Below are 21,792 nucleotides of genomic sequence, written 5' to 3'. Positions count from 1 at the left end.
ACGACGCGGGCGCTAGGGTAGGGACCGCTTTCCGCGAGCCCCTCGAGATGCCGACGCCCGTCAGCTCCATCCTTCCGGTCGCCGCCGCCACCTCCGTGGCCGATGCAGCAACGCCCGACCTTACGTTGCAGGCCGGCAGTGTCGTCGAGGCCAGGGTGGTCAGCGTGCTCGCCGACAATCTGGTGCGGATCGCGATCGCAAATCTCTCGCTCGACGTGATGTCGGAGGTGGCGCTGTCACCGGGCCAGAACCTCCAGCTTGCGGTGTCCAAGAACGAGGCCGGCGTGCGGCTCGCCATCGTCAATGGGGCAGGCGAGGCGACGGCCGATCAGGTCACGCTGACGCAAAATGCCGCCGCACTCGTCGACAAGGCCGTTTCGGCGCCGTCGACGACGGTGATGCGCAATCAACTCACGCCGCTGGAGCAGATTGCCGTGTCCGTAGCCTCCAGCGAGGCGGTTACGAAGCAGGGCAGCCAGGCGCCGCTGTTCGCCGATCTCACGGCTGCGGTGAACGGCAGCAGCCTGCCGCCCGCGCTGAAGCAGGCGATGCTCGACGTGCTTGCGCAGCAGACGCCGCTCGATTCCTTGCTTGGCGGCGACGACATCGAGGCGGCCTTCCAAAAATCCGGGCTGCTGTTCGAAGCGTCGCTGGCGTCCGGCTTGCCGCAATCATCGGGCAACGTTCCCGATCTCAAGGCCGCGCTGCTGGTGCTGCGCCAGACGCTCGCGGCCACTTCGGGGTCGCTCGACGCATCCGTCCAGCCGCAGACGGCGACGCAGGGTGCCGCGTCGCCTTCCGTGGCCGTACCGCAGGCCGCGACGTCGCTGGAGCAGGCGGGGCTTAAGACGCTGCAGGCTCCGCCGCTGGCGCCAGATCCGGACGCGAGTCCATCGCAAGCCGCACCGCGCGTTGCGACGGGTGCAGCGACAGCACTTGCCGAGGGGCTCGCCAACGCTCCTGCAGCAGCGTTGCCGCGTGCTGTTGCTGCCAGTGTGGCGCTGAGCCTGTTGCAGGAGGCGGTGCAGGACTTGCCGCGCGCGCCCGGCAGCATCTTGTCCCCGAACAAGGCGCCGGACACTCACGTCTTCGATCCGCGCACGGCCTCCGCGCCGCCGCCGTTCCGCGGGGCACTGCCGTCGGCGCAGCCGATCGCGCTGCCATCGCTCGCGACAGATGCGCCGCTGTCGCAGACCGTGCATCGCCTGCTCGACGATACCGATGCCGCGATCGCGCGGCAGACGCTGCTTCAAGTCGCTTCGCTGCCGGATCGAGTCGACACCAGCGGTCACCGCATCGATCCCACGTTGCCGCAGTGGAATTTCGAAATTCCCTTTGCGACGCCGCAGGGTACTGCGATGGCGCAATTCGAGATATCGCGCGACGGCGGCACCGAGGCGGCCGACCCCGAAAAGCGCGCCTGGCGCGCGCGCTTTTCGCTCAATGTCGAGCCGAGCGGCCCGATCCATGCGCTGATCACGCTCATCGGCGAAAAAACTTCGGTACGCATGTGGGCGGAGCGGCCGGCCACGGTGGCGCAATTGCGCGCTGGCATCGGTGAGCTCTGCGACGCCCTGACCAAGGCCGAGCTGAAGACCGGCGACATCGTCATTCGCGAAGGCACGCCGCCGCAACCGGCACCGGCCAAGGCCGGGCATTTCCTGGATCGCGCGCTATGAGCGTCGACGAGAAGACCCAGCTCGCCATTGCGCTGCACTACGACCGCGAGAAGAAGGGCGGTGCGCCCGTTGTCGTCGCCAAGGGCAAGGGCGCGATCGGCGCCAAGATCGTGGAACTCGCAAAAGCCCACGACATCCCGATCGAGGAGAACGAGGTGCTGGCCGGCGCGTTGTCAAAAGTCGAGCTCGGCGAGGAAATCCCGCCGGACCTCTACAAGGCGGTCGCGGAGGTGCTGGTGTTCGTGCTGCGCCTGTCGGGGCGCATTCGCTAAAGCCCTGTCATCGTTTGACCACGATACCGGCTGCAATGTCGCGGCCGTCTCCGAACTTCAGGGATAAGCGCTTGTGATTACCCGTCGCGCCACTCTCGGCCTGCTCGCAGCGGCCACCGTCCTGCCATCACGCGCGCTCGCCGTCGTGGCGCCGCCGCGCAGCGAGATCCGCGACAGCCTTGCAAAGCGGTTCAAGGATGCCGGCACGGCCGGCACCTTCGTCGGCTACAAGGTCGACGACTATCTGATCATCGCGAGCGACAAGGACCGCTCGGGCGAAGCCCAGTTGCCGGCCTCGACCTTCAAGATCCCGAACTCGCTGATCGCGCTCGAGCTAGGGGTGGTGCAGGATGCCGACAAGGACGTCTTCCCCTGGGACGGCGTGAAGCGCCCCATCGAGGCCTGGAACAAGGACCACACGCTGCGCAGTGCGATCGCGGTCAGCGCCGTGCCGGTCTACCAGGAGATCGCGCGCCGTATCGGCGAGGCACGGATGCAAAAATATGTCGACATGCTCGACTACGGCAATCGCGACATCGGAGGCGGCATCGACCAGTTCTGGCTGACCGGCGCCTTGCGCATCGATCCGATCGAGCAGATCGACTTTGTCGACCGCCTGCGCCGCCGTGCGCTGCCGATCGGCCAGCGCAGCCAGGATGTCGTTGCCGACATCTTGCCGGTGACCAAGGTCGGCGAGAGCGTGATCCGCGTCAAATCGGGGCTGCTCGGCGCCGAGCGCGGCGAGCCGTCGCTCGGCTGGATGGTCGGCTGGGCCGAGAAGGGCAGCGCGCACACCGTGTTCGCGCTCAACATGGACTGCCGCGAGCCCGGCCTCATTGCCCAGCGCATGCCGCTGACGCAGGCCTGCCTGACCGACATCGGCGCGATCTAAAGCATGATCCGGAAAAGTGCGCAGCGGTTTTCCGACAAGATCATGCTCAAACAAATACCTAAAGCGCGATAACGATTCGACCTAACGCCATCGCGCTTTAGCGCGTCGCTATCCCAGCTTGAACAACGCCTGCAAAAACTTCACCACCGCCTTCCGTGCGTCGCCGGCGGTGGCTGGATTGCCGCCGACATGCGGGTTGAGCTCGACGCAGGCGTCCTTGTAGGTGAAGGGCGCGTTGGTATCGCCGTTCATCAGCACGCCGCCTTCGCCTTCCTTGATGCGGCAGTTGCGCACCGTCTGCGCATTCGCCGACACCGTGATGGTGTTGACGCCGAGCAGGCCGCTATCGAAACCATGGGCGGAGTCCGGGTATTCGGTCAGCACCACGTCGCGCTTGGCTTCCTTGAGCCGCTCGACAAAGGCCTTGCAGCTCTTCACGGGATTGTAGTCGTCGGGTGTGCCGTGAAAGATGCGGATCGGACGTGCTGTAACCTCGCTGTCGGTCGCATAGGTCGTCGAACAGTCCGGATAGAAGGGGATGTAGGCCGCGAACTGCGCGCCGGACTTGTTCCAGAGCTTTTGGAAGCGATCGAGGCTCGCAAAGAGTGCCGCCTGTCCGCCGCGCGAGAAGCCCATCAGCACGATCCGGTCGGGATCGACGCGGGGATGCTTTGCAAGGATTTCCAGCGAACGATAGATGTCGATGATGAAATTGAGCCGGCCGAGCAGCGCCTGGTTCTGATTGACCGACGTCAAGCCGCGACCGGTAAAGCCGTCGATCACGAAGGTCGAGATGCCCATCGCGTTGAACGTGTGCACCCAGGCCTCTGTGGTAGCGCCGACGCCGCCCGAGCCGTGCATGAGGATGACGGCCGGCAGCTTGCCGGTGCCCTGCGCCACGCGGAATTCGCCGGCGACCGTCACCGGCTTGCCGGCGGCCGCATCGCCGCTCAGGAATTGCTGGTCGGAAAGGGTCAGCGAGGGGATCGCGTAGATCTCGACGCGGGAGGCGACCTCCTTCGGCAGCGACTGCGCGCGGGTCTCGATGCCAATCAGCAAGGTCGAGACAACAAGTGCAATGAGCGCGACAACGACACGCGGCGCCGTCAGCATGGCCATCCTCCCCATTATTTTGCTTGAATAGAACAACCACCTCGCGCGCTGTCAATTCGCGTCGCGCAAGCGGCGAGGGGCTAGGCAGACTTCTCCGCAGCCTTGTTCGCCAGCGCCTGGTCGATGGCGCAGCCGCCGATCTCGCTCATCGCCTGCAAGACCAGGTCGCCATTCCTCGCAAAGCCGTCCGAGAGGAAGTCGAACTGCGCCCGCGCCAGCCGCAGCACCTCGATCGGCACGGAAACCGCTGTCGCGTTGAACTCATCGACGGATTTTTGGAGCGTCTCGAGCTCCTCCGTCACGCGCCCGACATGGGCTTCCGCATCCTGCATCAAGGCGAGCAGCCGGCCGCGTTCCGTCTCGAAGCGCGCGCGCTCGGCCTCGAACTGGCCGCGCTCCATCGTCGCCTGTTCGGTGACCCCGGCAAGCTGGGCGCGCAGGCCATCGAGCTGCCGGAGCAGGCCGTCGGAGGCGAGCTCGGCGACCTCGCGCAGCTCAGCGTTGCGCGTGCTCTCCTCCTGCTGGCGGCGATAGAGCTGCTCGGCCGACATCGCCCGGTGCGTCAGTGCATCGATCATCGTGGCGGCGCGCAGCAGCATCTCGCCATTGCGCCCCGACACCATGCTGGCCATCCGGCGCAGGAAGTCGGTGGTCTCGGAAGTGCTGTTCTCCGGCAGGGGAACGACCGTCGCGGACATCTGTGGTGCAATCGCAGTCAAAGGGAACGGAGCAAGTACGCGTTTGACGCTGACCGCCGCCGTACCAAATGACTGAGCTCACGCTTTCACATTCGGCGCCTGATCGAGATTCGGAGCAAGCCAGAGTCAGGTGAATCGGTCAACCCAAGGCGGCCGCCAAACGGCCGCGAGGCGGGGCCGTTCACACCTTCCCCGGCCGCCCGATCCGCCCCAGATGGGTGAAGCCGAAGCCGGCAGCATATTTCAGCCCGTAGCCGAGCGCGCGGTCGATGCCGATATGGGCGAGCCAGATCATGGCGATCGACAGGGCGAGGGGCCATTCCAGCGCGAATCCGGCCGTCATCAGCGCCACGGGTGCCATGTAGCTGTGCGCGGCGTTGTAGACGATGGCGCCGGTCTTGCTGTCCGCGAGATAGGCCAGAAAGCTGAGGTCCGGCGCCAGGAAGAGCAGGGCGAACACGAGCCAGGAGCCGCCCCACACCGCATAGAGCAGCACCATGCCGAGAAACAGCGCCAGCCCCTCCAGCCGGAGCAGGGCTTTGACGCCGCCGCTTGCTGCACCTCGCTCGCCTGCTACCTCGTCCATCGCCCATCTCCCCGCCTAGCGCCTTGTAAAGCCTTGGGCTTTTGCGTCTAGCGGCTGCAGGCCAGCCAGGTGCAAACCCGCTTCCCGGCTCGCAAAATGCCGTGTTAGAACCCCCGCCAACATGTCTTAGCTAAGAACTGGCGGGAGCAAATGAAACATATCCTGGACGCCCTTGAAGACCGTCGCGCCGGCGCCAAGCTCGGCGGCGGCGAGAAGCGCATCGAAGCGCAGCATGCGAGAGGCAAGCTGACCGCACGCGAGCGCATCGAGCTTCTGCTCGACAAGGGATCGTTCGAGGAGTTCGACATGTTCGTCGAGCACCGCTCCACCGAGTTCGGCATGGAGAAGACCAAGGTGCCCGGCGACGGCGTCGTCACGGGGTGGGGCACCGTCAACGGCCGCAAGACGTTTGTCTTCGCCAAGGACTTTACCGTGTTCGGCGGCTCGCTGTCCGAGACCCACGCGCTGAAGATCACAAAGCTCCAGGACATGGCGATGAAGGCGCGGGCGCCGATCATCGGCCTCTATGACGCGGGCGGCGCGCGCATTCAGGAGGGTGTCGCCGCGCTCGCGGGCTATTCCTACGTGTTCCGCCGCAACGTGCTTGCCTCGGGCGTGATCCCGCAGATCTCCGTCATCATGGGCCCATGCGCCGGCGGCGACGTCTATTCGCCCGCGATGACCGACTTCATCTTCATGGTGAAGAACACCAGCTATATGTTCGTCACCGGCCCCGACGTCGTGAAGACCGTCACCAACGAGGTCGTCACCGCCGAAGAGCTCGGCGGCGCTTCGGTGCACGCCACGCGCTCCTCGATCGCGGACGGTGCGTTCGAGAACGACGTCGAGACGATTTTGCAGATGCGCCGTCTCATCGACTTCCTGCCGTCGAACAACACCGACGGCGTGCCGGAATGGCCGAGTTTTGATTCCATCGAGCGGGTCGACATGTCCCTGGACACGCTGATCCCCGACAATCCGAACAAGCCCTACGACATGAAGGAATTGATCCTGAAGGTCGTGGACGAGGGCGACTTCTTCGAGATCTCGGAGGCCTTTGCCAAGAACATCGTCACCGGATTCGGCCGCATCGCGGGCCGCACCGTCGGCTTCGTCGCCAACCAGCCGATGGTGCTGGCGGGCGTGCTCGACAGCGATGCGTCACGGAAGGCTGCGCGCTTCGTCCGCTTCTGCGACGCCTTCAACATCCCGATCGTGACCTTCGTCGACGTTCCCGGCTTTTTGCCGGGCACGAGCCAGGAATATGGCGGCCTGATCAAGCACGGCGCAAAGCTGTTGTTCGCGTATTCGCAGTGCACCGTGCCGCTGGTGACCGTCATCACCCGAAAAGCCTATGGCGGCGCCTTCGACGTCATGGCGTCGAAGGAGATCGGCGCCGACATGAACTACGCCTGGCCGACCGCGCAGATCGCGGTCATGGGCGCCAAGGGCGCAGTCGAGATCATCTTCCGCAGCGACATCGGCGACCCCGACAAGATCGCCGCGCGCACCAAGGAATACGAAGACCGTTTCCTGTCGCCCTTCATCGCCGCCGAGCGCGGCTACATCGACGACGTCATCATGCCGCACTCCACGCGGAAGCGGATTGCGCGGGCGCTGTCGATGCTGAAGGACAAGAAGACGGAAATGCCGGCGAAGAAGCACGACAATTTGCCGTTGTGAGGGGCGCCTGGTTTCGTAGCCCGGATGAGCGAAGCGACATCCGGGTTTCCATCCAAGTCCCGCATGTCGCTTCGCTCATGCGGGCTACCGGCTGAAGCTAGAGCCTGTTCGTGATCCCGCACCTTTGATCTTCCGATGACCGAAGAAGAGCAGACCGACGAGATTTCGGACATTGAAGCGCGGATCGAGGCGCTTGCCGAAATCGCTGAGCGATGCCGAAAATTCATTCTCGCGTCGAAGGTCGCGATCGGCGGCGGCGGCGCGTTGTTGCTTCTCATGGTGTTCGGGCTGTTCGGCGCCGGTCAGGTCGCGGCGCTCGGGTCGATCGCTATGGTGCTGGGCGGGATCGTGTCGCTGGGCTCGAACGTCAGCACATTGCAGCAGACGGAAGCCGCGATCGACGCGGCCGAGGCGCGCCGCGCGGATCTGATCGGCAGGATCGACCTGCGACTGGTCGATGATGTGCCGTTGAAGCTGATGTGACGCGCTGGCTTGCACGTGTGCGGGTTCACTTCAACCCCATGCAACTCGCATAAAACGTCGTCGTTGCCGGCCAGTCCGAGAACATGCCGCGCACGCCGACCTGTTTTGCGAGCACATCGAGCACGGTCAGCGTGTCGCCGTCGCGGTCGATCGCTGACTTGACCGACGAGTGGTAGAAGCCGCCGCCCTTGTGCAGCGGGCCGTCGCGCTCCAGCGACCATCCGATCAGCTCGAGGCCGGCGGCTTTCGCAGCCTTGGCGTAGGCGGAGGGGACGATCTCGCCCTTGTCGTTCAGCGTCAGCATCGTCCGGATCGGCGGGCCCAGGATCGCGACACCCGAAGCCTTCAACTCCTCCATCGAGGGCTTCCAGGTCTCGGGCTTGTTCGGATCGAGGCCTTCCTTCTCATAGCGCTCTTCGAGATAGACCGCCTGTCTTGCAAAGGCCGGTTCGGTCTTCACCCAATAGAGGATGTCGGCGAGGCTGAAGCTTTGGGCGAACACGTTTTCGGGGGGAATGCCGGCCTTCTTGTAGGCGTCCAGCATCTGCGCGGCGTATTTCTCCTGGGTGTAGTCGCCGTCGAACGGCATCGGCACTTCGGGTGCCTTCAGTACGGGCGTGAACTTGGCGCCGAAACTCTTGATCAGCGCGATGCTCTCGTCGTGCGTCATCAGCGTGCCGGAATTGGCGTAGAGGTCGGTGCGCCAGCGCGGTGTCCCGTTCTGGTATTCTTCCGCCGTCTTCGCATCCGGATTGAAGCCGTCCATCTTCGCCGTGAGCTGCTTGAATTCGGCCAGCGTGATGTCGCTGGTGCAGCATTTTGCGGACGCCTTCTTTCCCGACGCGGTGTCGGCCGGCGAGAACGGCTGCGAGCATTTGGCTGACAGCGCGGGCACGGTCAGGATGTTGGTCGTGGTGTGCAGATCGCATTGCGAATGCCGGTAGACGAGTTGTCTATCCTTGGTGAAGGTGACGTCGCATTCGATCACGCCGGCGCCCATGCGCGCGGCGGCGGAATAGGATTCCTTGCTGTGCTCGGGAAATTGCAGCGCCGCACCGCGGTGGCCGATCGAAAAGTCCGTTTTGTGAAATGGCCCGGTGCACTGGGACAATTGCGCCTTCAGCGGCCCGTCCTTCATCTTGTCGACGAGATAGAACGGCCGCGGCCCGATCTGCGCCTCGCGTGGCAGCGGCCCGTCTTGCGCCACGACTGGGAGGGCTGAGACGAGCATCCAGAAGGCGGACATGGCAGTCAGGGGTCGGAGGATCGGCATGGATGGAAACCTTGATGAGTGCGCTGCGCTGGCGGATATGATCATGGCAATGTGACGGTTGCATGTGGGATTCCGCCATGGTCACCCGCGAAGCTCATGACGGCATCTTCGCATTCCGGGTGGCGGCGCGCGGCGAAATCGGCCGCCTCTGGCCGCTTGCAATCGCCTGCCGGTGGCCTACCATGATTTGCGTGTCTATCTCTTGGGAGCGCAGCCATGGAACTCACCGTGGTGCCCATCATCAAGCCGGACGCCACCAACTTCATCTTCGGCCAGTCGCATTTCATCAAGACCGTGGAAGACCTGCACGAGGCACTGGTCGGCGCGGTCCCGGGCATCCGCTTCGGGTTGGCCTTTTGCGAAGCCTCCGGCAAGCGGCTGGTGCGCTGGTCGGGGAATGACGAAGCCGCCATCGCGCTTGCACGCGACAACGCATTGGCCATCGGCGCCGGCCACACGTTCCTGATCTTCCTCGGTGACGGGTTCTTTCCCGTCAACGTGCTGGCTCAAGTGCGCGCGGTGCCGGAGGTCTGCCGCATCTACTGCGCGACCGCCAATCCGACACAGGTGATCGTCGCGCAAACGGAGCAGGGCCGCGGCGTGCTCGGTGTTGTGGACGGCGCCTCACCGCTGGGTGTCGAAACCGACGCGGATATTGCATGGCGGAAGGATCTGCTGCGAAAGATCGGCTACAAGCTGTAGCGACTGGCTACGGTTATCGGCGGTCGATGTGAAGTTGCGTATCTCTTTGCGTATCTGTTGGAGAGCGCACGATCATGAGGTGCATGCTGCTCCTGTTGGCCATGGCTGTCGTTGCGCGGGAAGCGACCGCACAGGACGACCAGTGCGTTCGCGACCGCGCCGCCATGGTCGAGACCATCCGGAGCTACGCCAGGTCCGCCGGAACCAGCCTCGGTCCGCAAGGCCTGTCGGAGAGGGTGCTCGAGGCCATGGCGCAAACCAAGCGCCATCTGTTCATCCCAGAGCGATCCTGCGCGATCGCATACGCCGACAGACCGGTCCCGATCGGCCTCGGTCAGACCATCTCGCAACCCTACATCGTGGCCTTGATGACGGAGTTGGCCGAGGTCGCGCCCGATCACGTCGTGCTCGAAATCGGTACGGGCTCGGGCTACCAGGCCGCCATCCTTGCACGCCTGGCGCGAAAGGTCTGCACCATCGAGATCATCCCGCAATTGGCAGAGACCGCTGCGAAAACACTCAAAGACCTCGCGTATGACAATGTGAGTGTCAGGCTTGGCGACGGCTTCGATGGCTGGCCCGAATGCGGTCCCTTTGACGCCATCGTCGTGACGGCCGCGCTTGGGCAGCCACCGCCGCCTCTGATTGAGCAGCTTAAAGTGGGTGGCCGACTCGTCATGCCAGTGGGCTCCGCTTACACCACTCAGCAGCTCACGGTCGTCGAAAAAATCACCCCCGACAAGACGACGACGCGCAGCGTCGCCCTCGTGCGTTTTGTCCCCTTCACGCGTTCGCAAAACTAGAAGTTGGCAGCGGCGAGCATCGTGAAACCCATCTCACCATCATGGAAAGCGTGATGGGTTTCACTGCGTTCAGCCCATCCTGCGAAGCTCGGACGTCGCCTACGCCGCCTTGTTCTGCTGCTTCATGGCCTCCGCCGCCCGCTTCTTGAGTTCAGCCGGCGATACGTCCTCGATATGGGTGCCAATGTGCCAGCGGTTGCCGGCCGGATCTGTCACACCGCCGCTGCGGTCGCCGTAGAATTGATCCGCGGGCTCCATCAACGATGTGCCGCCGGCCTTGAGCGCCTTCTGATAGACGGCATCGACGTTGGGCACGTAGAGATACAGCATCGTTGATGTTGCCTTTGCACGCTCCGAGGCGTCGGAAATCATCACGATGGAGTTTCCGATCTTGAACTCCGCATGCATGACCTTGCCGTCCGGCCGCATCATCGGCTCGAAGACCGGTTGGGCGCCGAAAGCGTCTTTCATGAAGCGGATGACTTTCTCCGCGTCATCGACGACGAGATAGGGTGTGACAGTGTGGTATCCCTCGGGAACCGGCTTTACTTTTGTTGCCATGGCTGTCTCCTCTGGTTTGATGGACTTGATCCATTCAAGGACGACCCCAGCCCGCCTGGTATTTTGGTCGGAATGTTCGATCCGGTCTTTGAATAAAGTATGACGGCCGTTGTCCGCGGCGGCGATCTGATTGACTATCGTGTCGATGCGCGTCCGCTGCCGAATTCCGTGCTATCCGCGTTCTCAAATAAGAATGTCCAGGGAGGAACTCAATGCCCACCGCCTTCTTCATCGTCCGCGCCACCGTCACCGATGCCGGCAGGCGCGCCGCGTTCGACCGCTGGTACGAGAAGGAACATCTGCCTGATGCCGTGAAGTCGTTCGGGGCGAAGAAGGCGTGGCGGTTCTGGAGTGCGATGGATCCGGCCGTGCATCAGGCGATGTATCAGTTCGACGACCAGGCCTCGCTCGATCGCGCCACGACGGGTGACGACATGAAGCGGCTGATCGCCGATTTCAATCGCGACTGGCCCGACGTGACGCGCACGCGCGAGACGCTGCTGCTGGCGCAGGAATTTTCTGCGTGACGTCGGCGCAGGAAAGCTGAACGCGCAGTTCAGCGGCCGTTCATTTCGTTCAGTCGACACTCCCTCCGCATCACTCACGATCGATCCGGAGGAAGAATTCATGGAACGCCGGGACTTTTTGAAACTCGCGTTGGGTGTCGCGGCTGCGAGTGCCGCGCTTGCGGCCAGCGCGCAAGCCGTGCCGCTTACGCCGCAACCGATCGAAGGCCCGGGTGCCTTGCCGCGTGGAAATCCTGATGCCCGTCCCGCCGTCACCAGCAGCGAGGAAGCGGCAGAACTCAAGCCCGAGCAGGTGCGCTGGCACGGGCGCGGCCATCACTGGGGCTGGCACCGCCGTCACTGGGGCTGGCGTCATCGCCATTGGGGCTGGCGTCGGCGTCATTGGCGCCGGCACTGGCGTCGCCGTTACTGGTACTAAGGAAAAGGGGACCGCCATCGCGGTCCCCTTCGTCGTTTGGGCGGTCGAAAATGAATATGGCCGCCCAGGCGAGACGCCGGACGGCCACATTGCGACGCAAACCGATCAGAACGGGCGGCAGCGGCCGGCGTACCAGCGGAAGCCGTAGGGGCAGACGCGCGCGCGCGGCACGACGACGACCGGCGCCGGGGCCACGACGACAGGGGCGGGGGCTACGACGACGCGACGACCGGCCATCGGTTGGCAACCGCCATAGGGCCCGCGATACCAGCCGGGGCCGCATCCGCCGGCTGCGCTTGCGGCCTCGGTGAACCCGACGACCGCACTTGCGACCATGGCTACGGCAAACAGGTATTTCATAGGATGATCCTTCTCGTCCTTGGAGCGGCGCTTGCGGCGCACAATGAATCAATGAGCGCGATTCGACACGTTAATTTTGGGCGACACGTCGACACGGCACAATCCAAACTGGCAATCATGACCTGAATGCGACGTGAACGGCGGCTCGCGCTCTTGGCTTTGGGGCAGATGGCGCCGGGACCGGCACCTTATGCTTAGTCGTCGCCGGCGGCCTTTTGTTCATTCGATTTTTGGCGTGGTCTCGAAATTGCCGTCGGTATTCATCGTGTAAAGGTGCCTCAAATTCCCGCCCTCGCCGAGCAGGTAATAGTGGTTGCCGATGATGCCGGTCTCGTTTCGCGCGCCGCGGAATACGATCAGTCGGCTGTCGGCGCGGCTGACCACGGCGTCGAAGTCGTCGCCGACCTCGCGCCAGCCCGACACGGTGAACAGCTCCGTGATGCGCCCCGACTGGGCGTCCAGCAGTACGGGCGCGACGCAGGCCGAGCCGCAGGGCAGCTTGACGACGTAGTAGTGGCCGGCCGCGCTGACCTTCTCTTCGGTGACGGCGTAGTGAAACTGCTCGCGGACGTCGCGAAGATACTGGTTGTGCAGGCGCGGCTTGGCCGGCTTGCCGGTGAAGACTTTTGCGGGATAGTCCGAAAATCTCGGCGGATGGTCGGCGCGGGCGGGCAGGACGTAGCCGGCGACGAGGAGGGCTGGCGTCAATCGGAGCAGGCGATGCATGGCGGTCTCGGAAGCGTCTTGCTCCGTAGGTCGCGCCGGCTGCGGGAAAGTTCAAACGTCGGGCTGCCTAGTCGCCGCCATTGCCGAACAGCGCGGCAAAATTCTTCTCGCCGGTGCGGGTGAAATTCACCACGCGGCTGCCTGGTGTCACATCGCGCGCTGCCCATTTCAGTTCGGTGAAGCGCTGCATCATGGTCGCGCCGAGCGTGCCCGCAAGGTGATGGCGCCGCTCGCTCCAGTCCAGGCACGCCTTGCAGACCGGGCGGCGCGGATGGGCGAGCATGTCGAGCGAGATCTGCAGATGCTTTGCGAGGAAGCGCTCGCCCTCGGCTGTCAACTCGATGTCCTGCTTCTTCTGCCTGACCAGGCGCCGTTCGCGCATGCTGTCGAGCATCTGGACGCCGAGATCGCCGGCGAGGTGGTCGTAGCAGATGCGCGCCCGCCGCAGCGCCGGATCCTTCGGTCCCGTGCGCACGCGCATGTGGCCGGCGCGTGCGGCAAGGCCAGCAAGACCTTCCAGGACGCCTGCGACATCGGGGTCGGTAAGGCGATAGTAGCGATGGCGGCCCTGTTTTTCCGGCTCGATCAGCCCGCCGGCCTCGAGCTTCGAAAGGTGCGAGCTCGCGGTCTGCGGCGTGATGCCGGCTTCCTGCGCCAGCTCGCTCGCGGTCAGCGCGCGGCCGTTCATCAGCGCGGTCAGCATGTTGGCGCGGGCGGGGTCGCCGACAAGGGAAGCGACCATGGCGATGTCGGGTCCTGCTTTCATGCTTCGATGATAACCGAAGCGTTGTGGTCGGGCAAGGGCGTAGTCTGCCAGCCACATGCTCGTCATTGCGAGCGCAGCGAAGCAATCCAGGCTGTCACCGCGGAAAGATTCCTGGATTGCTTCGTTGCGCTCGCAATGACTAAGAAACACAGGAGTCCCACATGTCCGTCACCGTCTTCATCCGCTACCAGCTCGATCCCTTCAAGCGCGCGCAGTTCGAGGAATATTCGAAGCGCTGGCTCACCATCATCCCGAAATGTGGCGGCGATCTCATCGGCTATTTCATGCCGCATGAAGGCGCCAACAACATTGCGTTTGCGCTGATCACGTTCGAAAGCCTGGCCGCCTACGAGGCCTATCGCGCGCGGCTGCGCGGGGACGCCGAGGGCATGGCGAACTTTGGTTTTGCCGAGGAGCACAAGTTTATCCTTGCCGAGGAGCGGACCTTCTTGCGCAAGGTGGTATTGTAGGCCATCGCTACGCGGAACCAGGGAGGCGCCCATGATCGCCGTGATCTTCGAGGTCTGGCCGAAGGACGAGCACCGGCAGCACTATTTCGACCTCGCCGCCGACCTGAAACCGATCCTGCAAACCATCGACGGCTTCATCTCGGTCGAGCGCTTCGAGAGCCTGACCGAGAAGAGCAAGATCCTGTCGCTGTCGTTCTGGCGTGACGAGGCGGCGGTGCAGGCGTGGCGCAACACGATGGAGCACCGCCGTGCCCAGGCGAAGGGGCGCGGGGCGTATTTTGCCGATTATCGCCTGCGCATCGCCGGCGTCATCAGAGACTACGGCATGAAGGAGCGCGAGGAAGCCCCGATGGACAGCCGCGCTGTGCACGAAGCTCACTAGAGCGCATCTAGCGCGGACCAGGGCGCATCCCCATCTCTGCGCCGCCAACACCAGGGAGAGAAACATGACGGTCACGACCGCCGACAAGCGCGCCACCTTCAAGAAGATGCACGAGAGCGGATGCTTCATCCTGCCCAATCCGGTCGATGTCGGCAGCGCCAAAGCCTTGCAGCATCTCGGCTTCAAGGCGATTGCGTCCTCTAGCGCGGGCTTTGCCTGGACCATCGGCAAGGCCGACAACCACGTGACGATCGAGGAGGTCTGTCAGCATCTGGCAGCATTGTGCTCGGCGACCGACATCCCCGTGAACGCGGACTTCGAGGGCGGCTTTGCGGTCGAGCCCGACAGGGTCGCCGATCATGTCGAACGCGGCGTTCGGACCGGCGTGGCCGGCCTGTCGATCGAGGATTCCACCGGCGACAAGGACAAGCCGCTCTACGACCGTGCGCTCGCGGTCGAGCGGATCAGGGCCGCGCGTTCGGCGATCGGCGACAGTGGCACCATGCTGGTCGGCCGCTGCGAGGCTTATCTGTGGGGCGTGACCGACCTCAAGCTCGTGATCGATCGCCTCACGGCTTACGCGGAGGCGGGCGCGGATTGTCTCTACGCGCCCGGCCTGAAGACGCGCGAGGATATCGCTGACGTGGTGAAGGCCGTTGCGCCAAGGCCCTTCAATCTCATGATCGGGGCATCCGGCCTGTCGCTCGCTGAGGCCGCTGACCTCGGCGTGCGCCGCATCAGCGTCGGCGGTTCGCTCGCCCGCGCCGCCTGGGGCGGCTTTATGCGCGCCGCGAAGGAGATGGCGGAGAAGGGGACGTTCACGGAGCTCGCGAGCGGCTATCCCGGCGGCGAGCTCAACAAGATGTTCAGCTAGCGCGAACGAGTTCAGCTAGCGCGAACGAAAAGCGGCGGGATGTGGGTCCCGCCGCTTTTACTCCGCTCTCGTCATTCCCCGCGAAGGCGGGGAATCCAGTACGCCGCGGCTTCTCCGTATCCCGTCGCCGCCTCTGGAATACTGGATCGCCCGCCTTCGCGGGCGATGACAGCTACCGTGTGTATGACTCGACTACTGCGACTTGCCGCCATCGGACGGCGCGGCCGGATCCGGCGCGGCCGGCTTGTTCGGTGCCGCACCCGTGGTCACGCCGGGCTGGATGTTGTTGCGCGGCGTCACGTCGCGCATGCCGGGAGGCGCGGCCGGATTGGTCGCAGGCGCCGTCTGTTGTGCTGTCTTCGCGGGCGGCTCGGTCGAAGCCTGGTTCACGTTGGAATTGTTCAGGCCATAGAACACGGCGCCGAGCACCAGCGCGATCGCCACTGCGAACAGCGCAATCTTGCCGCTGGAGGCGGGGCCTTCGCCCAGTTCCGGGTCAGCCTGGAGCTCGCTGTCCCGGCGTGCCGCACGAAGATACTCATCGTCGGCGAGATTCGGTCGATACTCGTTCGGAAAACGGTCGTCAGCCATCGATTGGTCTCCTCGTTTTATTGCGGCAAGACAACCGATGGACGCGCAGTTCAGTTCCGGGCATCTCATGCTTTCGTCGCATGTTGCCCCCGGCTGGGGAATCGGGAACCTGTTCTTTGCGGATGAACCTGTTCATCCCGGAACCAACGACGTAGGTTCCGTCCTCAAAATCGGGAACCGGGGCGATGTGGAGCCTGCCGCCGAGCGATAGCGTCCTGCATTTCCTGTCGCTCGTGGCGCTAGCAGCGCAGGCGATGACGGCGGCGCTTGCCGCCGGCCGGCGCAGCATGGACTGGCTCGGCGTTTGTTTCCTCGGCTGCATCACCGCACTTGGTGGCGGCACGCTGCGCGATCTCTTCCTCGGGCACTATCCGCTCGCCTGGGTACAGAATCCCTTCTATCTCGCGCTGACAGGCGGAGCCGCCTTCGTGACCATTTTGGTCGCGCGATTGGTGCACCGGCTCAACCTCGCCTTCATCGTGCTCGATGCCATCGGCCTTGTGGTGTTCACCATGACGGGCTGCGACGTCGCCTGGCAGATGGATGCGTCACTGCCCATCGTCATTGTCTAGGGGATGGTGACAGGCTGCGCCGGCGGCGTCTTGCGCGACATCCTCTGCAACGACGTGCCGCTCTTGTTCCGCTCCGAGCTCTACGCCAGCGTCTCGGTGGTGACGGGCCTGTTCTATGCCACCGCATTCGGCCTGAAGCTCAACAGCGAAGTCTGGACTGTGCTGACCTTCGTGCTCGGCGTCAGCTTCCGTTTGCTCGCGGTGCGCTACAAATGGGAGATGCCAAAATTCGTCTTCACCGGCGACGAGCGGTAGTTATTCGCCTCTCCTGCTTGCGGGGAGAGGGGATCAATCGCGCTTCCGCGCCTTCGCCACCTGCGCCGCCGTCACGAGCGGCGCCGCGTTGCCCCAGGAATTGCGGATGTAGTTCGTGACCGCGGCGATCTGCTCGTCCGACAATTGCTTGGCATAGCCCGGCATCTCGCCGGGGTTGGGGGCGCGCGGCGTCGTCACGGTGTGCGCGCCGTCGAGGATGATGCGGATCGTGGAGGACGGGTTGATTGATTGCAGCAGCGCGTTGCCGGGTAGCGGCGGATAGATGCGCGGCGCGCCCGAACCATCAGCCTCATGACAGGCGATGCAGAAGCGTGCGTAGACGGCCTGGCCGGCTTTCATCTCACCGTCCTCTGGCGGCGTCACCAATGGCTCGCGTCGCCCAGGCGGCAGGCCCTTCAGATACACCGCTATCGCGCGCACGTCCGCATCGCTCATCTTCGAGGTCGAGTTGAGGACGACCTCCGCCATCAGCCCGCCGGCATGGCTCTTGGCGTTGCGGCCGCTTTGCAGATATTCGGCGATGTCGCCAGCGCTCCAGGACTGCAGCCCGCTGCGCGCGGCGCCGTCGAGCCGCGGCGCGAACCAGCCATCGACCGGGCTGCCGGAAAACGCGAGCTCCCGCTTGTCCGCGCCGAACCAATTCTTCGGCGTGTGGCAGGCGCCGCAATGACCGAGCCCCGTGACGAGATAGCCGCCCCGATTCCAGGCCGCGCTCTTGAACTGATCCGGCTCGAACAGGCCGGGCTTGAAGAACAGCCAATTCCAGGCGCGCATCAGCACGCGGTAGTTCAGCGGCCAGCGCAGCTCCGGCGGCTTGATGCGGTTCGCAACCGGGGCCTGTGTGCCGAGATAGGCGCGGATCGCCAGCGTGTCGTCCTTCGTCATTTTGGTGAAGTAGGGGTACGGGAAAGCCGGATAGTAGTTCGAGCCATCGGGCGCGATGCCGAAGCGCAGCGCGCGCGTGAAATCGGCATCGCTCCAGGACCCGATTCCGGTCTCCCGGTCCGGCGTCAGGTTCGGCGAGTAGATGCCACCGAACGGCGTGTCGATGCGTTTGCCCCCGGCAAAGGGTTTTAAGGGCTCGGCGGTGTGGCAGCTTGCGCAATCGCCGGCCTCGGTCAGCGCCTTGCCGCGGGCGATCATCTCTGGCGAGGGCTCGCTAGCTCCTGCGGCGCCGGCAATTGCACTGCACAAGGCCAGACACACCAGAATCGCCCGCATCATCACGCCTTCCCTGCGACCATTCGCCGTGATCCCCATTATAGGGACGTTACGTCGTTTCGCGACGCCCGGGGTAAGCTGACATAAAGTGAAAAAAGCGACCGGCCTTCCAGCCACGAAATTGCGAATTCATGATCGCTCAAGGGTTGCCCCATTTTTGTGGTGCGGAGCGTTAAATATCCGACATAGAGTGGCGGAGACGGTCGGCCCGGCATAAGTGAAAACAACGGGCGGGACCAAGGGTTTAGGGCGGCAAGAGGACGCTTCATGGGCATCAACCAGGGTCCGATCAGTCTCGATCAAAAATACACGCAGAGCACGGGACACGTCTTCACCACGGGCATCCAGGCGCTGGTTCGCCTGCCGATGGCCCAGATCCGGCGCGACCGCGCCGCGGGACTCAACACCGCGGGCTTCATTTCCGGCTATCGCGGCTCGCCTCTCGGGGGCTACGACCAGCAGCTTTTCGCCGCCCGAAAACATCTCGAGCAGTACAACATCAAGTTCCAGCCCGGCGTGAACGAGGACCTCGCGGCCACCGCCATCTGGGGCTCTCAGCAGCTCAACCTCTCGCCCGGCGCAAGGTATGACGGCGTCGTCGGCATCTGGTACGGCAAGGGGCCCGGTGTCGACCGCTGCGGCGACGTCTTTCGCCACGGCAATGCCGCGGGCTCGGCCAAGAACGGCGGCGTGCTGTGCCTCGCCGGCGACGACCACGGCGCAAAATCCTCGACCGTCCCGCATCAGTCCGACCACGCCTTCATCTCGGCCCTGATGCCGTACCTCTATCCTTCGAGCATCCACGAGATGATCGAGATGGGCCTCTTGGGCATCGCGATGTCGCGCTACTCGGGTTGCTGGGTCGGCATGAAGGTGATCACCGAGACGGTGGAGACCACCGCCGAGATCGACCTCACCGACGAGATGAAGCCCTTCATCATCCCGACGGATTTCGAGTTGCCGCCCGGCGGCCTCAACCTGCGCTGGCCCGACGACCGTTTTGAACAGGATCGCCGCCTCCAGGACTACAAGGGCTTTGCGGCGATCGCCTTTGCGCGCGCCAACAAGGTCAACCGCGTCACGATGGATTCGCCGAACGCTCGCTTCGGCATCATGGCCTCGGGCAAGAGCTACGAGGACGTCCGGCAGGCGCTGCGCGAACTGGGGATCACCGAGGAGGTCGCCGCCAAAATCGGGCTTCGCCTCTACAAGATCGGCATGCCCTGGCCCTTGGAGCCGGAAGGCGTACGCCAGTTCGCCGTCGGACTTGAGGAAATCTTCATCGTCGAGGAACGCCGCGAGATCGTCGAGAACCAGGTCAAGCAGGAACTGTTCAACTGGCGCGACGACGTCCGTCCGCGCATCGTCGGCAAGATGGACGAGCACGACAAGCGCTTCCTCACCTTCGCCGCCGAGCTGAGCGTCGCCTCGCTCGCAAGCTCGCTGACCGAACGACTTCTTCGACTTAATCTCAACCCTGAGATCGCCGAAATGCTTCGCGCCAAGGCCGACTGGTTCAACGGCCGCCAGGCGTCCCAGATGATCCCCACCGCGCCGGTCTCCCGCACCCCGTATTTCTGCTCCGGCTGCCCCCACAACACATCGACGAAGGTCCCCGAAGGAAGCCGCGCGCTCGCCGGCATCGGTTGCCACTTCATGGCGCTGTGGATGGACCGCTCGACCGAGACCTTTACGCATATGGGCGGCGAGGGCGTGCCGTGGGTCGGCATTGCGCCCTTCACCAACGAGAATCATATCTTCGCAAATCTCGGCGACGGCACCTATTTCCATTCCGGCTATCTGGCGATCCGCCAGGCGATCGCCTCAAAAGCCAACATCACCTACAAGATCCTCTACAACGATGCTGTCGCCATGACCGGCGGCCAGCGCCATGACGGCGATCTCTCGCCGCAGCAGATCACCTTCCAGCTCCACGCCGAAGGCATCCGCGAGCTCTATCTGGTCTCGGAAAATCCTGATGCCTATCCCGCCGACACCATCGCGCCCGGCGTGAAGAAGTATCATCGCGACGAGCTCGAGAACGTCATGAAGATGTGCCGGGAGTTCAAGGGCACCTCGGCGATCGTCTTCGTGCAGACCTGCGCCGCCGAAAAGCGCCGCCGCCGCAAGCGCGGCCTGATGGAGGATCCGGCGCGCCGCGTGATGATCAACCCGGCCGTGTGCGAAGGCTGCGGCGACTGCTCGGTGCAGTCGAACTGCATCTCGGTCGAGCCGCTGGAGACCGAGTTCGGCCGCAAGCGCGCCATCAACCAGTCCTCCTGCAACAAGGACTATTCCTGCCTCAAGGGCTTTTGCCCGTCCTTCGTCACCATCGATGGCGGGGCGCCGCGCCACCGCGCGCCGGCCGAGCTTGCCGACATCGGCGCATTGCCGGAGCCTGCGTCACGCCCGTCGCTCGACAAGCCGTACAACATCGCGGTCGGCGGCGTCGGCGGCACCGGCGTCCTGACCATCGGTGCGCTGCTCGGCATGGCCGCGCATATCGAGGGCAAGGCCTCGATGATCCTCGACATGTCGGGCCTCGCGCAGAAGGGCGGGGCGGTGCTGAGCCACGTGCGCCTGTCGGATCATCCGGCCGAGGTCACATGCTCGCGCATCGTCACCGGCACAGCCGATCTCGTGCTTGCGGCCGATGAAGTGGTCGCCGTCGCCAAGGACACCATCACGCTCTGCGATTCCAGCCGGACCCGCGGCATCATCAACAGCCACGTCATCCCGACGGCCGACTTCATCCTCAACCGCGACTTCAACTTCCAGACCCGCAAGCTGAATGCGGTCTTGGAAACCGCGCTGCACAAGGAGTCCGCCTTCTTCGACTTCACCAAGCCGGCCGAGCAGCTTCTCGGCGACTCCATCGCCACCAACATGATGATGATGGGCTATGCCTATCAGAGGGGCCTTCTGCCTGTCGGTGCCGAGGCCATCGAGCAGGCGATCGAGGTCAACGGCGTCTCGATCAAGATGAACAAGGAGGCGTTCCGGCTCGGCCGTCTCGCGGTCGCCGACCCCGCGCGCCTCGCCGAGATGCTGAAGGGAACGGACGAGGTGGTCGCGCCGAAGACGCTGGACGCGATGACGCTCGACGAGATCATCGAACATCGCAGCAAGCATCTCACCGCCTACCAGAACGGCCGTCTGGCAAAACGCTACCGCAAGTTGGTCGACCAGGTCCGCGACGCCGCCGTGAAGAGCAATTTTGGCGACGCGCTGCCGCGCGCGGTCGCGATCAACTACGCAAAGCTGCTCGCCTACAAGGACGAGTACGAGGTCGCGCGCCTCTTCACGGACGGGAAGTTCGAGCAGCAGCTCCGTGACCAGTTCGAGGGCGATTTCAAGTTCAGCTTCAACCTTGCGCCGCCGATTTTGGCTGGTAGCGTCGATGCGCAGGGGCGGCCGAAAAAGCGCGCCTTCGGCCCGTGGATGCTCTCCGTGTTCCGCTGGCTGGCCAAATTCCGCTTCCTGCGCGGCACGCCGCTCGACGTCTTTGGCTACAGCGCCGACCGCAAGATCGAGCGCGACCTGATCGCCGGCTACGAAAAGGACGTCGCCACCGTGCTCGGCCTGCTGTCGCCGGTCACGCACGACACCGCCGTGGAGCTGCTCTCGTTGCCCGACCGCATCCGCGGCTACGGCCCGGTCAAGGAGAAGGCGATCACTGATGCCAAGGCCCGCTACGCCCAGCTCGCCGCCGACCTCGCGAGCCCGCCGCCGGCGCCGCGCCAGATCGCGGCGGAGTAGGGTAGGCGCGTGTCCGGAATGCAATCGCCGTAGCAACCATTAAACGCCGAGGAGTTTTTCAGTCCACGGCGTTCCGCGTTGCACGACGGTGTTGGCATAGATGAG

At 64.3% G+C, this 21,792-nt stretch carries 23 protein-coding genes and 1 pseudogene; 14 read left to right on the top strand and 10 right to left on the bottom strand.

Annotated features, from left to right (window positions below; all coding sequences use genetic code 11):
• The first annotated feature begins 47 nt into the window (after nucleotides 1-47).
• The 3 genes from JQ632_RS33415 (at nucleotide 48) to JQ632_RS33405 (ending at nucleotide 2,843) form a co-directional block, all read left to right on the top strand.
• The gene (locus JQ632_RS33415) at nucleotides 48-1,679 is read left to right on the top strand and encodes a flagellar hook-length control protein FliK (RefSeq protein ID WP_212406913.1); all 1,632 of its coding nucleotides are present in this window, start codon (nucleotides 48-50) and stop codon (nucleotides 1,677-1,679) included.
• A complete protein-coding gene (locus JQ632_RS33410) occupies nucleotides 1,676-1,951 on the top strand; it encodes an EscU/YscU/HrcU family type III secretion system export apparatus switch protein (protein ID WP_212406912.1) in 276 nt (91 codons plus the stop codon). Before JQ632_RS33415 ends, JQ632_RS33410 begins: the two co-directional genes overlap by 4 nt.
• Nucleotides 1,952-2,024: 73 nt before the next feature.
• A complete protein-coding gene (locus JQ632_RS33405; protein ID WP_212406911.1) occupies nucleotides 2,025-2,843 on the top strand; it encodes a class D beta-lactamase in 819 nt (272 codons plus the stop codon).
• A 108-nt stretch (nucleotides 2,844-2,951) separates the two neighbouring features.
• Here the strand turns inward: JQ632_RS33405 and JQ632_RS33400 are convergent, their stop codons facing one another.
• The 3 genes from JQ632_RS33400 to JQ632_RS33390 form a co-directional block, all read right to left on the bottom strand.
• Nucleotides 2,952-3,956, bottom strand: a complete 1,005-nt coding sequence (locus JQ632_RS33400; RefSeq protein ID WP_212406910.1) for a dienelactone hydrolase family protein — start codon at nucleotides 3,954-3,956, stop codon at nucleotides 2,952-2,954.
• A gap of 80 nt (nucleotides 3,957-4,036) precedes the next feature.
• Nucleotides 4,037-4,654, bottom strand: a complete 618-nt coding sequence (locus JQ632_RS33395; RefSeq protein WP_212406909.1) for a hypothetical protein — start codon at nucleotides 4,652-4,654, stop codon at nucleotides 4,037-4,039.
• A 181-nt stretch (nucleotides 4,655-4,835) separates the two neighbouring features.
• Nucleotides 4,836-5,240 (bottom strand): DUF4260 domain-containing protein, encoded by a 405-nt coding sequence (locus tag JQ632_RS33390; RefSeq protein ID WP_212406908.1) that lies wholly within the window; start codon nucleotides 5,238-5,240, stop codon nucleotides 4,836-4,838.
• A 150-nt stretch (nucleotides 5,241-5,390) separates the two neighbouring features.
• Here JQ632_RS33390 and JQ632_RS33385 point away from each other — a divergent pair, with 150 nt between their 5' ends.
• Entirely contained in the window at nucleotides 5,391-6,923 is a 1,533-nt protein-coding gene (locus tag JQ632_RS33385) for an acyl-CoA carboxylase subunit beta (RefSeq protein WP_212406907.1), read from the top strand.
• 135 nt (nucleotides 6,924-7,058) lie between these two features.
• A complete protein-coding gene (locus tag JQ632_RS33380; RefSeq protein ID WP_212406906.1) occupies nucleotides 7,059-7,406 on the top strand; it encodes a hypothetical protein in 348 nt (115 codons plus the stop codon).
• A 25-nt stretch (nucleotides 7,407-7,431) separates the two neighbouring features.
• Here JQ632_RS33380 and JQ632_RS33375 read toward each other — a convergent pair whose 3' ends face one another.
• Complete coding sequence (locus tag JQ632_RS33375) at nucleotides 7,432-8,679, bottom strand: glycerophosphodiester phosphodiesterase family protein (RefSeq protein ID WP_409363525.1); 1,248 nt, start codon at nucleotides 8,677-8,679, stop codon at nucleotides 7,432-7,434.
• A 216-nt stretch (nucleotides 8,680-8,895) separates the two neighbouring features.
• Between JQ632_RS33375 and JQ632_RS33370 the strand changes: the two genes are divergently transcribed.
• Both JQ632_RS33370 and JQ632_RS33365 read left to right on the top strand, forming a co-directional pair.
• Entirely contained in the window at nucleotides 8,896-9,381 is a 486-nt protein-coding gene (locus tag JQ632_RS33370) for an adenosine-specific kinase (protein ID WP_212406905.1), read from the top strand.
• Between the two features lie 101 nt (nucleotides 9,382-9,482).
• On the top strand, nucleotides 9,483-10,184 hold the full coding sequence (locus tag JQ632_RS33365; protein ID WP_409363526.1) for a protein-L-isoaspartate(D-aspartate) O-methyltransferase: 702 nt from the start codon (nucleotides 9,483-9,485) through the stop codon (nucleotides 10,182-10,184).
• A gap of 99 nt (nucleotides 10,185-10,283) precedes the next feature.
• On the opposite strand, the gene JQ632_RS33360 is transcribed toward JQ632_RS33365, so the two are convergent.
• Complete coding sequence (locus tag JQ632_RS33360; protein ID WP_212406903.1) at nucleotides 10,284-10,745, bottom strand: glyoxalase/bleomycin resistance/extradiol dioxygenase family protein; 462 nt, start codon at nucleotides 10,743-10,745, stop codon at nucleotides 10,284-10,286.
• A 212-nt stretch (nucleotides 10,746-10,957) separates the two neighbouring features.
• On the opposite strand from JQ632_RS33360, the gene JQ632_RS33355 reads away from it, so the two are divergent.
• Both JQ632_RS33355 and JQ632_RS33350 read left to right on the top strand, forming a co-directional pair.
• Nucleotides 10,958-11,272 (top strand): hypothetical protein, encoded by a 315-nt coding sequence (locus JQ632_RS33355; RefSeq protein ID WP_212406902.1) that lies wholly within the window; start codon nucleotides 10,958-10,960, stop codon nucleotides 11,270-11,272.
• 100 nt (nucleotides 11,273-11,372) lie between these two features.
• Nucleotides 11,373-11,690, top strand: a complete 318-nt coding sequence (locus JQ632_RS33350; protein WP_212406901.1) for a twin-arginine translocation signal domain-containing protein — start codon at nucleotides 11,373-11,375, stop codon at nucleotides 11,688-11,690.
• Nucleotides 11,691-11,795: 105 nt separating this feature from the next.
• Here the strand turns inward: JQ632_RS33350 and JQ632_RS33345 are convergent, their stop codons facing one another.
• The 3 genes from JQ632_RS33345 to JQ632_RS33335 all read right to left on the bottom strand — a co-directional run bounded on the left by JQ632_RS33345 (nucleotide 11,796) and on the right by JQ632_RS33335 (nucleotide 13,542).
• Nucleotides 11,796-12,050: a GCG_CRPN prefix-to-repeats domain-containing protein gene (locus tag JQ632_RS33345; protein WP_212406900.1), complete on the bottom strand. Its 255-nt coding sequence runs from the start codon at nucleotides 12,048-12,050 to the stop codon at nucleotides 11,796-11,798.
• 219 nt (nucleotides 12,051-12,269) lie between these two features.
• Nucleotides 12,270-12,776 (bottom strand): hypothetical protein, encoded by a 507-nt coding sequence (locus JQ632_RS33340; RefSeq protein WP_212406899.1) that lies wholly within the window; start codon nucleotides 12,774-12,776, stop codon nucleotides 12,270-12,272.
• Between the two features lie 67 nt (nucleotides 12,777-12,843).
• Complete coding sequence (locus JQ632_RS33335) at nucleotides 12,844-13,542, bottom strand: helix-turn-helix transcriptional regulator (RefSeq protein WP_212406898.1); 699 nt, start codon at nucleotides 13,540-13,542, stop codon at nucleotides 12,844-12,846.
• A gap of 161 nt (nucleotides 13,543-13,703) precedes the next feature.
• On the opposite strand from JQ632_RS33335, the gene JQ632_RS33330 reads away from it, so the two are divergent.
• The 3 genes from JQ632_RS33330 (at nucleotide 13,704) to JQ632_RS33320 (ending at nucleotide 15,268) form a co-directional block, all read left to right on the top strand.
• Entirely contained in the window at nucleotides 13,704-14,012 is a 309-nt protein-coding gene (locus tag JQ632_RS33330; protein ID WP_212406897.1) for an NIPSNAP family protein, read from the top strand.
• 31 nt (nucleotides 14,013-14,043) lie between these two features.
• The gene (locus JQ632_RS33325) at nucleotides 14,044-14,394 is read left to right on the top strand and encodes an antibiotic biosynthesis monooxygenase (RefSeq protein ID WP_212406896.1); all 351 of its coding nucleotides are present in this window, start codon (nucleotides 14,044-14,046) and stop codon (nucleotides 14,392-14,394) included.
• A gap of 64 nt (nucleotides 14,395-14,458) precedes the next feature.
• On the top strand, nucleotides 14,459-15,268 hold the full coding sequence (locus JQ632_RS33320) for an oxaloacetate decarboxylase (RefSeq protein WP_212406895.1): 810 nt from the start codon (nucleotides 14,459-14,461) through the stop codon (nucleotides 15,266-15,268).
• 192 nt (nucleotides 15,269-15,460) lie between these two features.
• Here the strand turns inward: JQ632_RS33320 and JQ632_RS33315 are convergent, their stop codons facing one another.
• Entirely contained in the window at nucleotides 15,461-15,859 is a 399-nt protein-coding gene (locus tag JQ632_RS33315; protein ID WP_212406894.1) for a hypothetical protein, read from the bottom strand.
• A gap of 185 nt (nucleotides 15,860-16,044) precedes the next feature.
• Here JQ632_RS33315 and JQ632_RS33310 point away from each other — a divergent pair.
• A pseudogene (locus JQ632_RS33310) lies at nucleotides 16,045-16,686 on the top strand (trimeric intracellular cation channel family protein).
• 33 nt (nucleotides 16,687-16,719) lie between these two features.
• On the opposite strand, the gene JQ632_RS33305 reads toward JQ632_RS33310, so the two are convergent.
• Entirely contained in the window at nucleotides 16,720-17,928 is a 1,209-nt protein-coding gene (locus JQ632_RS33305; RefSeq protein WP_212406930.1) for a cytochrome c, read from the bottom strand.
• 267 nt (nucleotides 17,929-18,195) lie between these two features.
• On the opposite strand from JQ632_RS33305, the gene JQ632_RS33300 reads away from it, so the two are divergent.
• Entirely contained in the window at nucleotides 18,196-21,687 is a 3,492-nt protein-coding gene (locus JQ632_RS33300; RefSeq protein ID WP_212406893.1) for an indolepyruvate ferredoxin oxidoreductase family protein, read from the top strand.
• Nucleotides 21,688-21,792 lie beyond the last annotated feature (105 nt).

It is taken from the genome of Bradyrhizobium liaoningense (genome assembly GCF_018130955.1).
Classification (GTDB): Bacteria; Pseudomonadota; Alphaproteobacteria; order Rhizobiales; family Xanthobacteraceae; genus Bradyrhizobium; species Bradyrhizobium liaoningense_C.
This window is presented reverse-complemented; position numbering and strand designations above follow the sequence as displayed.

Coding starts and splice junctions, on each gene's coding strand:
- JQ632_RS33415 (WP_212406913.1), top strand. CDS start 48: ATGCCGACGCCCGTCAGCTCCATCCTTCCGGTCGCCGCCGCCACCTCC.
- JQ632_RS33410 (WP_212406912.1), top strand. CDS start 1,676: ATGAGCGTCGACGAGAAGACCCAGCTCGCCATTGCGCTGCACTACGAC.
- JQ632_RS33400 (WP_212406910.1), bottom strand. CDS start 3,956: ATGCTGACGGCGCCGCGTGTCGTTGTCGCGCTCATTGCACTTGTTGTC.
- JQ632_RS33395 (WP_212406909.1), bottom strand. CDS start 4,654: ATGTCCGCGACGGTCGTTCCCCTGCCGGAGAACAGCACTTCCGAGACC.
- JQ632_RS33390 (WP_212406908.1), bottom strand. CDS start 5,240: ATGGACGAGGTAGCAGGCGAGCGAGGTGCAGCAAGCGGCGGCGTCAAA.
- JQ632_RS33385 (WP_212406907.1), top strand. CDS start 5,391: ATGAAACATATCCTGGACGCCCTTGAAGACCGTCGCGCCGGCGCCAAG.
- JQ632_RS33380 (WP_212406906.1), top strand. CDS start 7,059: ATGACCGAAGAAGAGCAGACCGACGAGATTTCGGACATTGAAGCGCGG.
- JQ632_RS33375 (WP_409363525.1), bottom strand. CDS start 8,679: ATGCCGATCCTCCGACCCCTGACTGCCATGTCCGCCTTCTGGATGCTC.
- JQ632_RS33370 (WP_212406905.1), top strand. CDS start 8,896: ATGGAACTCACCGTGGTGCCCATCATCAAGCCGGACGCCACCAACTTC.
- JQ632_RS33365 (WP_409363526.1), top strand. CDS start 9,483: ATGGCTGTCGTTGCGCGGGAAGCGACCGCACAGGACGACCAGTGCGTT.
- JQ632_RS33360 (WP_212406903.1), bottom strand. CDS start 10,745: ATGGCAACAAAAGTAAAGCCGGTTCCCGAGGGATACCACACTGTCACA.
- JQ632_RS33355 (WP_212406902.1), top strand. CDS start 10,958: ATGCCCACCGCCTTCTTCATCGTCCGCGCCACCGTCACCGATGCCGGC.
- JQ632_RS33350 (WP_212406901.1), top strand. CDS start 11,373: ATGGAACGCCGGGACTTTTTGAAACTCGCGTTGGGTGTCGCGGCTGCG.
- JQ632_RS33345 (WP_212406900.1), bottom strand. CDS start 12,050: ATGAAATACCTGTTTGCCGTAGCCATGGTCGCAAGTGCGGTCGTCGGG.
- JQ632_RS33340 (WP_212406899.1), bottom strand. CDS start 12,776: ATGCATCGCCTGCTCCGATTGACGCCAGCCCTCCTCGTCGCCGGCTAC.
- JQ632_RS33335 (WP_212406898.1), bottom strand. CDS start 13,542: ATGAAAGCAGGACCCGACATCGCCATGGTCGCTTCCCTTGTCGGCGAC.
- JQ632_RS33330 (WP_212406897.1), top strand. CDS start 13,704: ATGTCCGTCACCGTCTTCATCCGCTACCAGCTCGATCCCTTCAAGCGC.
- JQ632_RS33325 (WP_212406896.1), top strand. CDS start 14,044: ATGATCGCCGTGATCTTCGAGGTCTGGCCGAAGGACGAGCACCGGCAG.
- JQ632_RS33320 (WP_212406895.1), top strand. CDS start 14,459: ATGACGGTCACGACCGCCGACAAGCGCGCCACCTTCAAGAAGATGCAC.
- JQ632_RS33315 (WP_212406894.1), bottom strand. CDS start 15,859: ATGGCTGACGACCGTTTTCCGAACGAGTATCGACCGAATCTCGCCGAC.
- JQ632_RS33305 (WP_212406930.1), bottom strand. CDS start 17,928: ATGCGGGCGATTCTGGTGTGTCTGGCCTTGTGCAGTGCAATTGCCGGC.
- JQ632_RS33300 (WP_212406893.1), top strand. CDS start 18,196: ATGGGCATCAACCAGGGTCCGATCAGTCTCGATCAAAAATACACGCAG.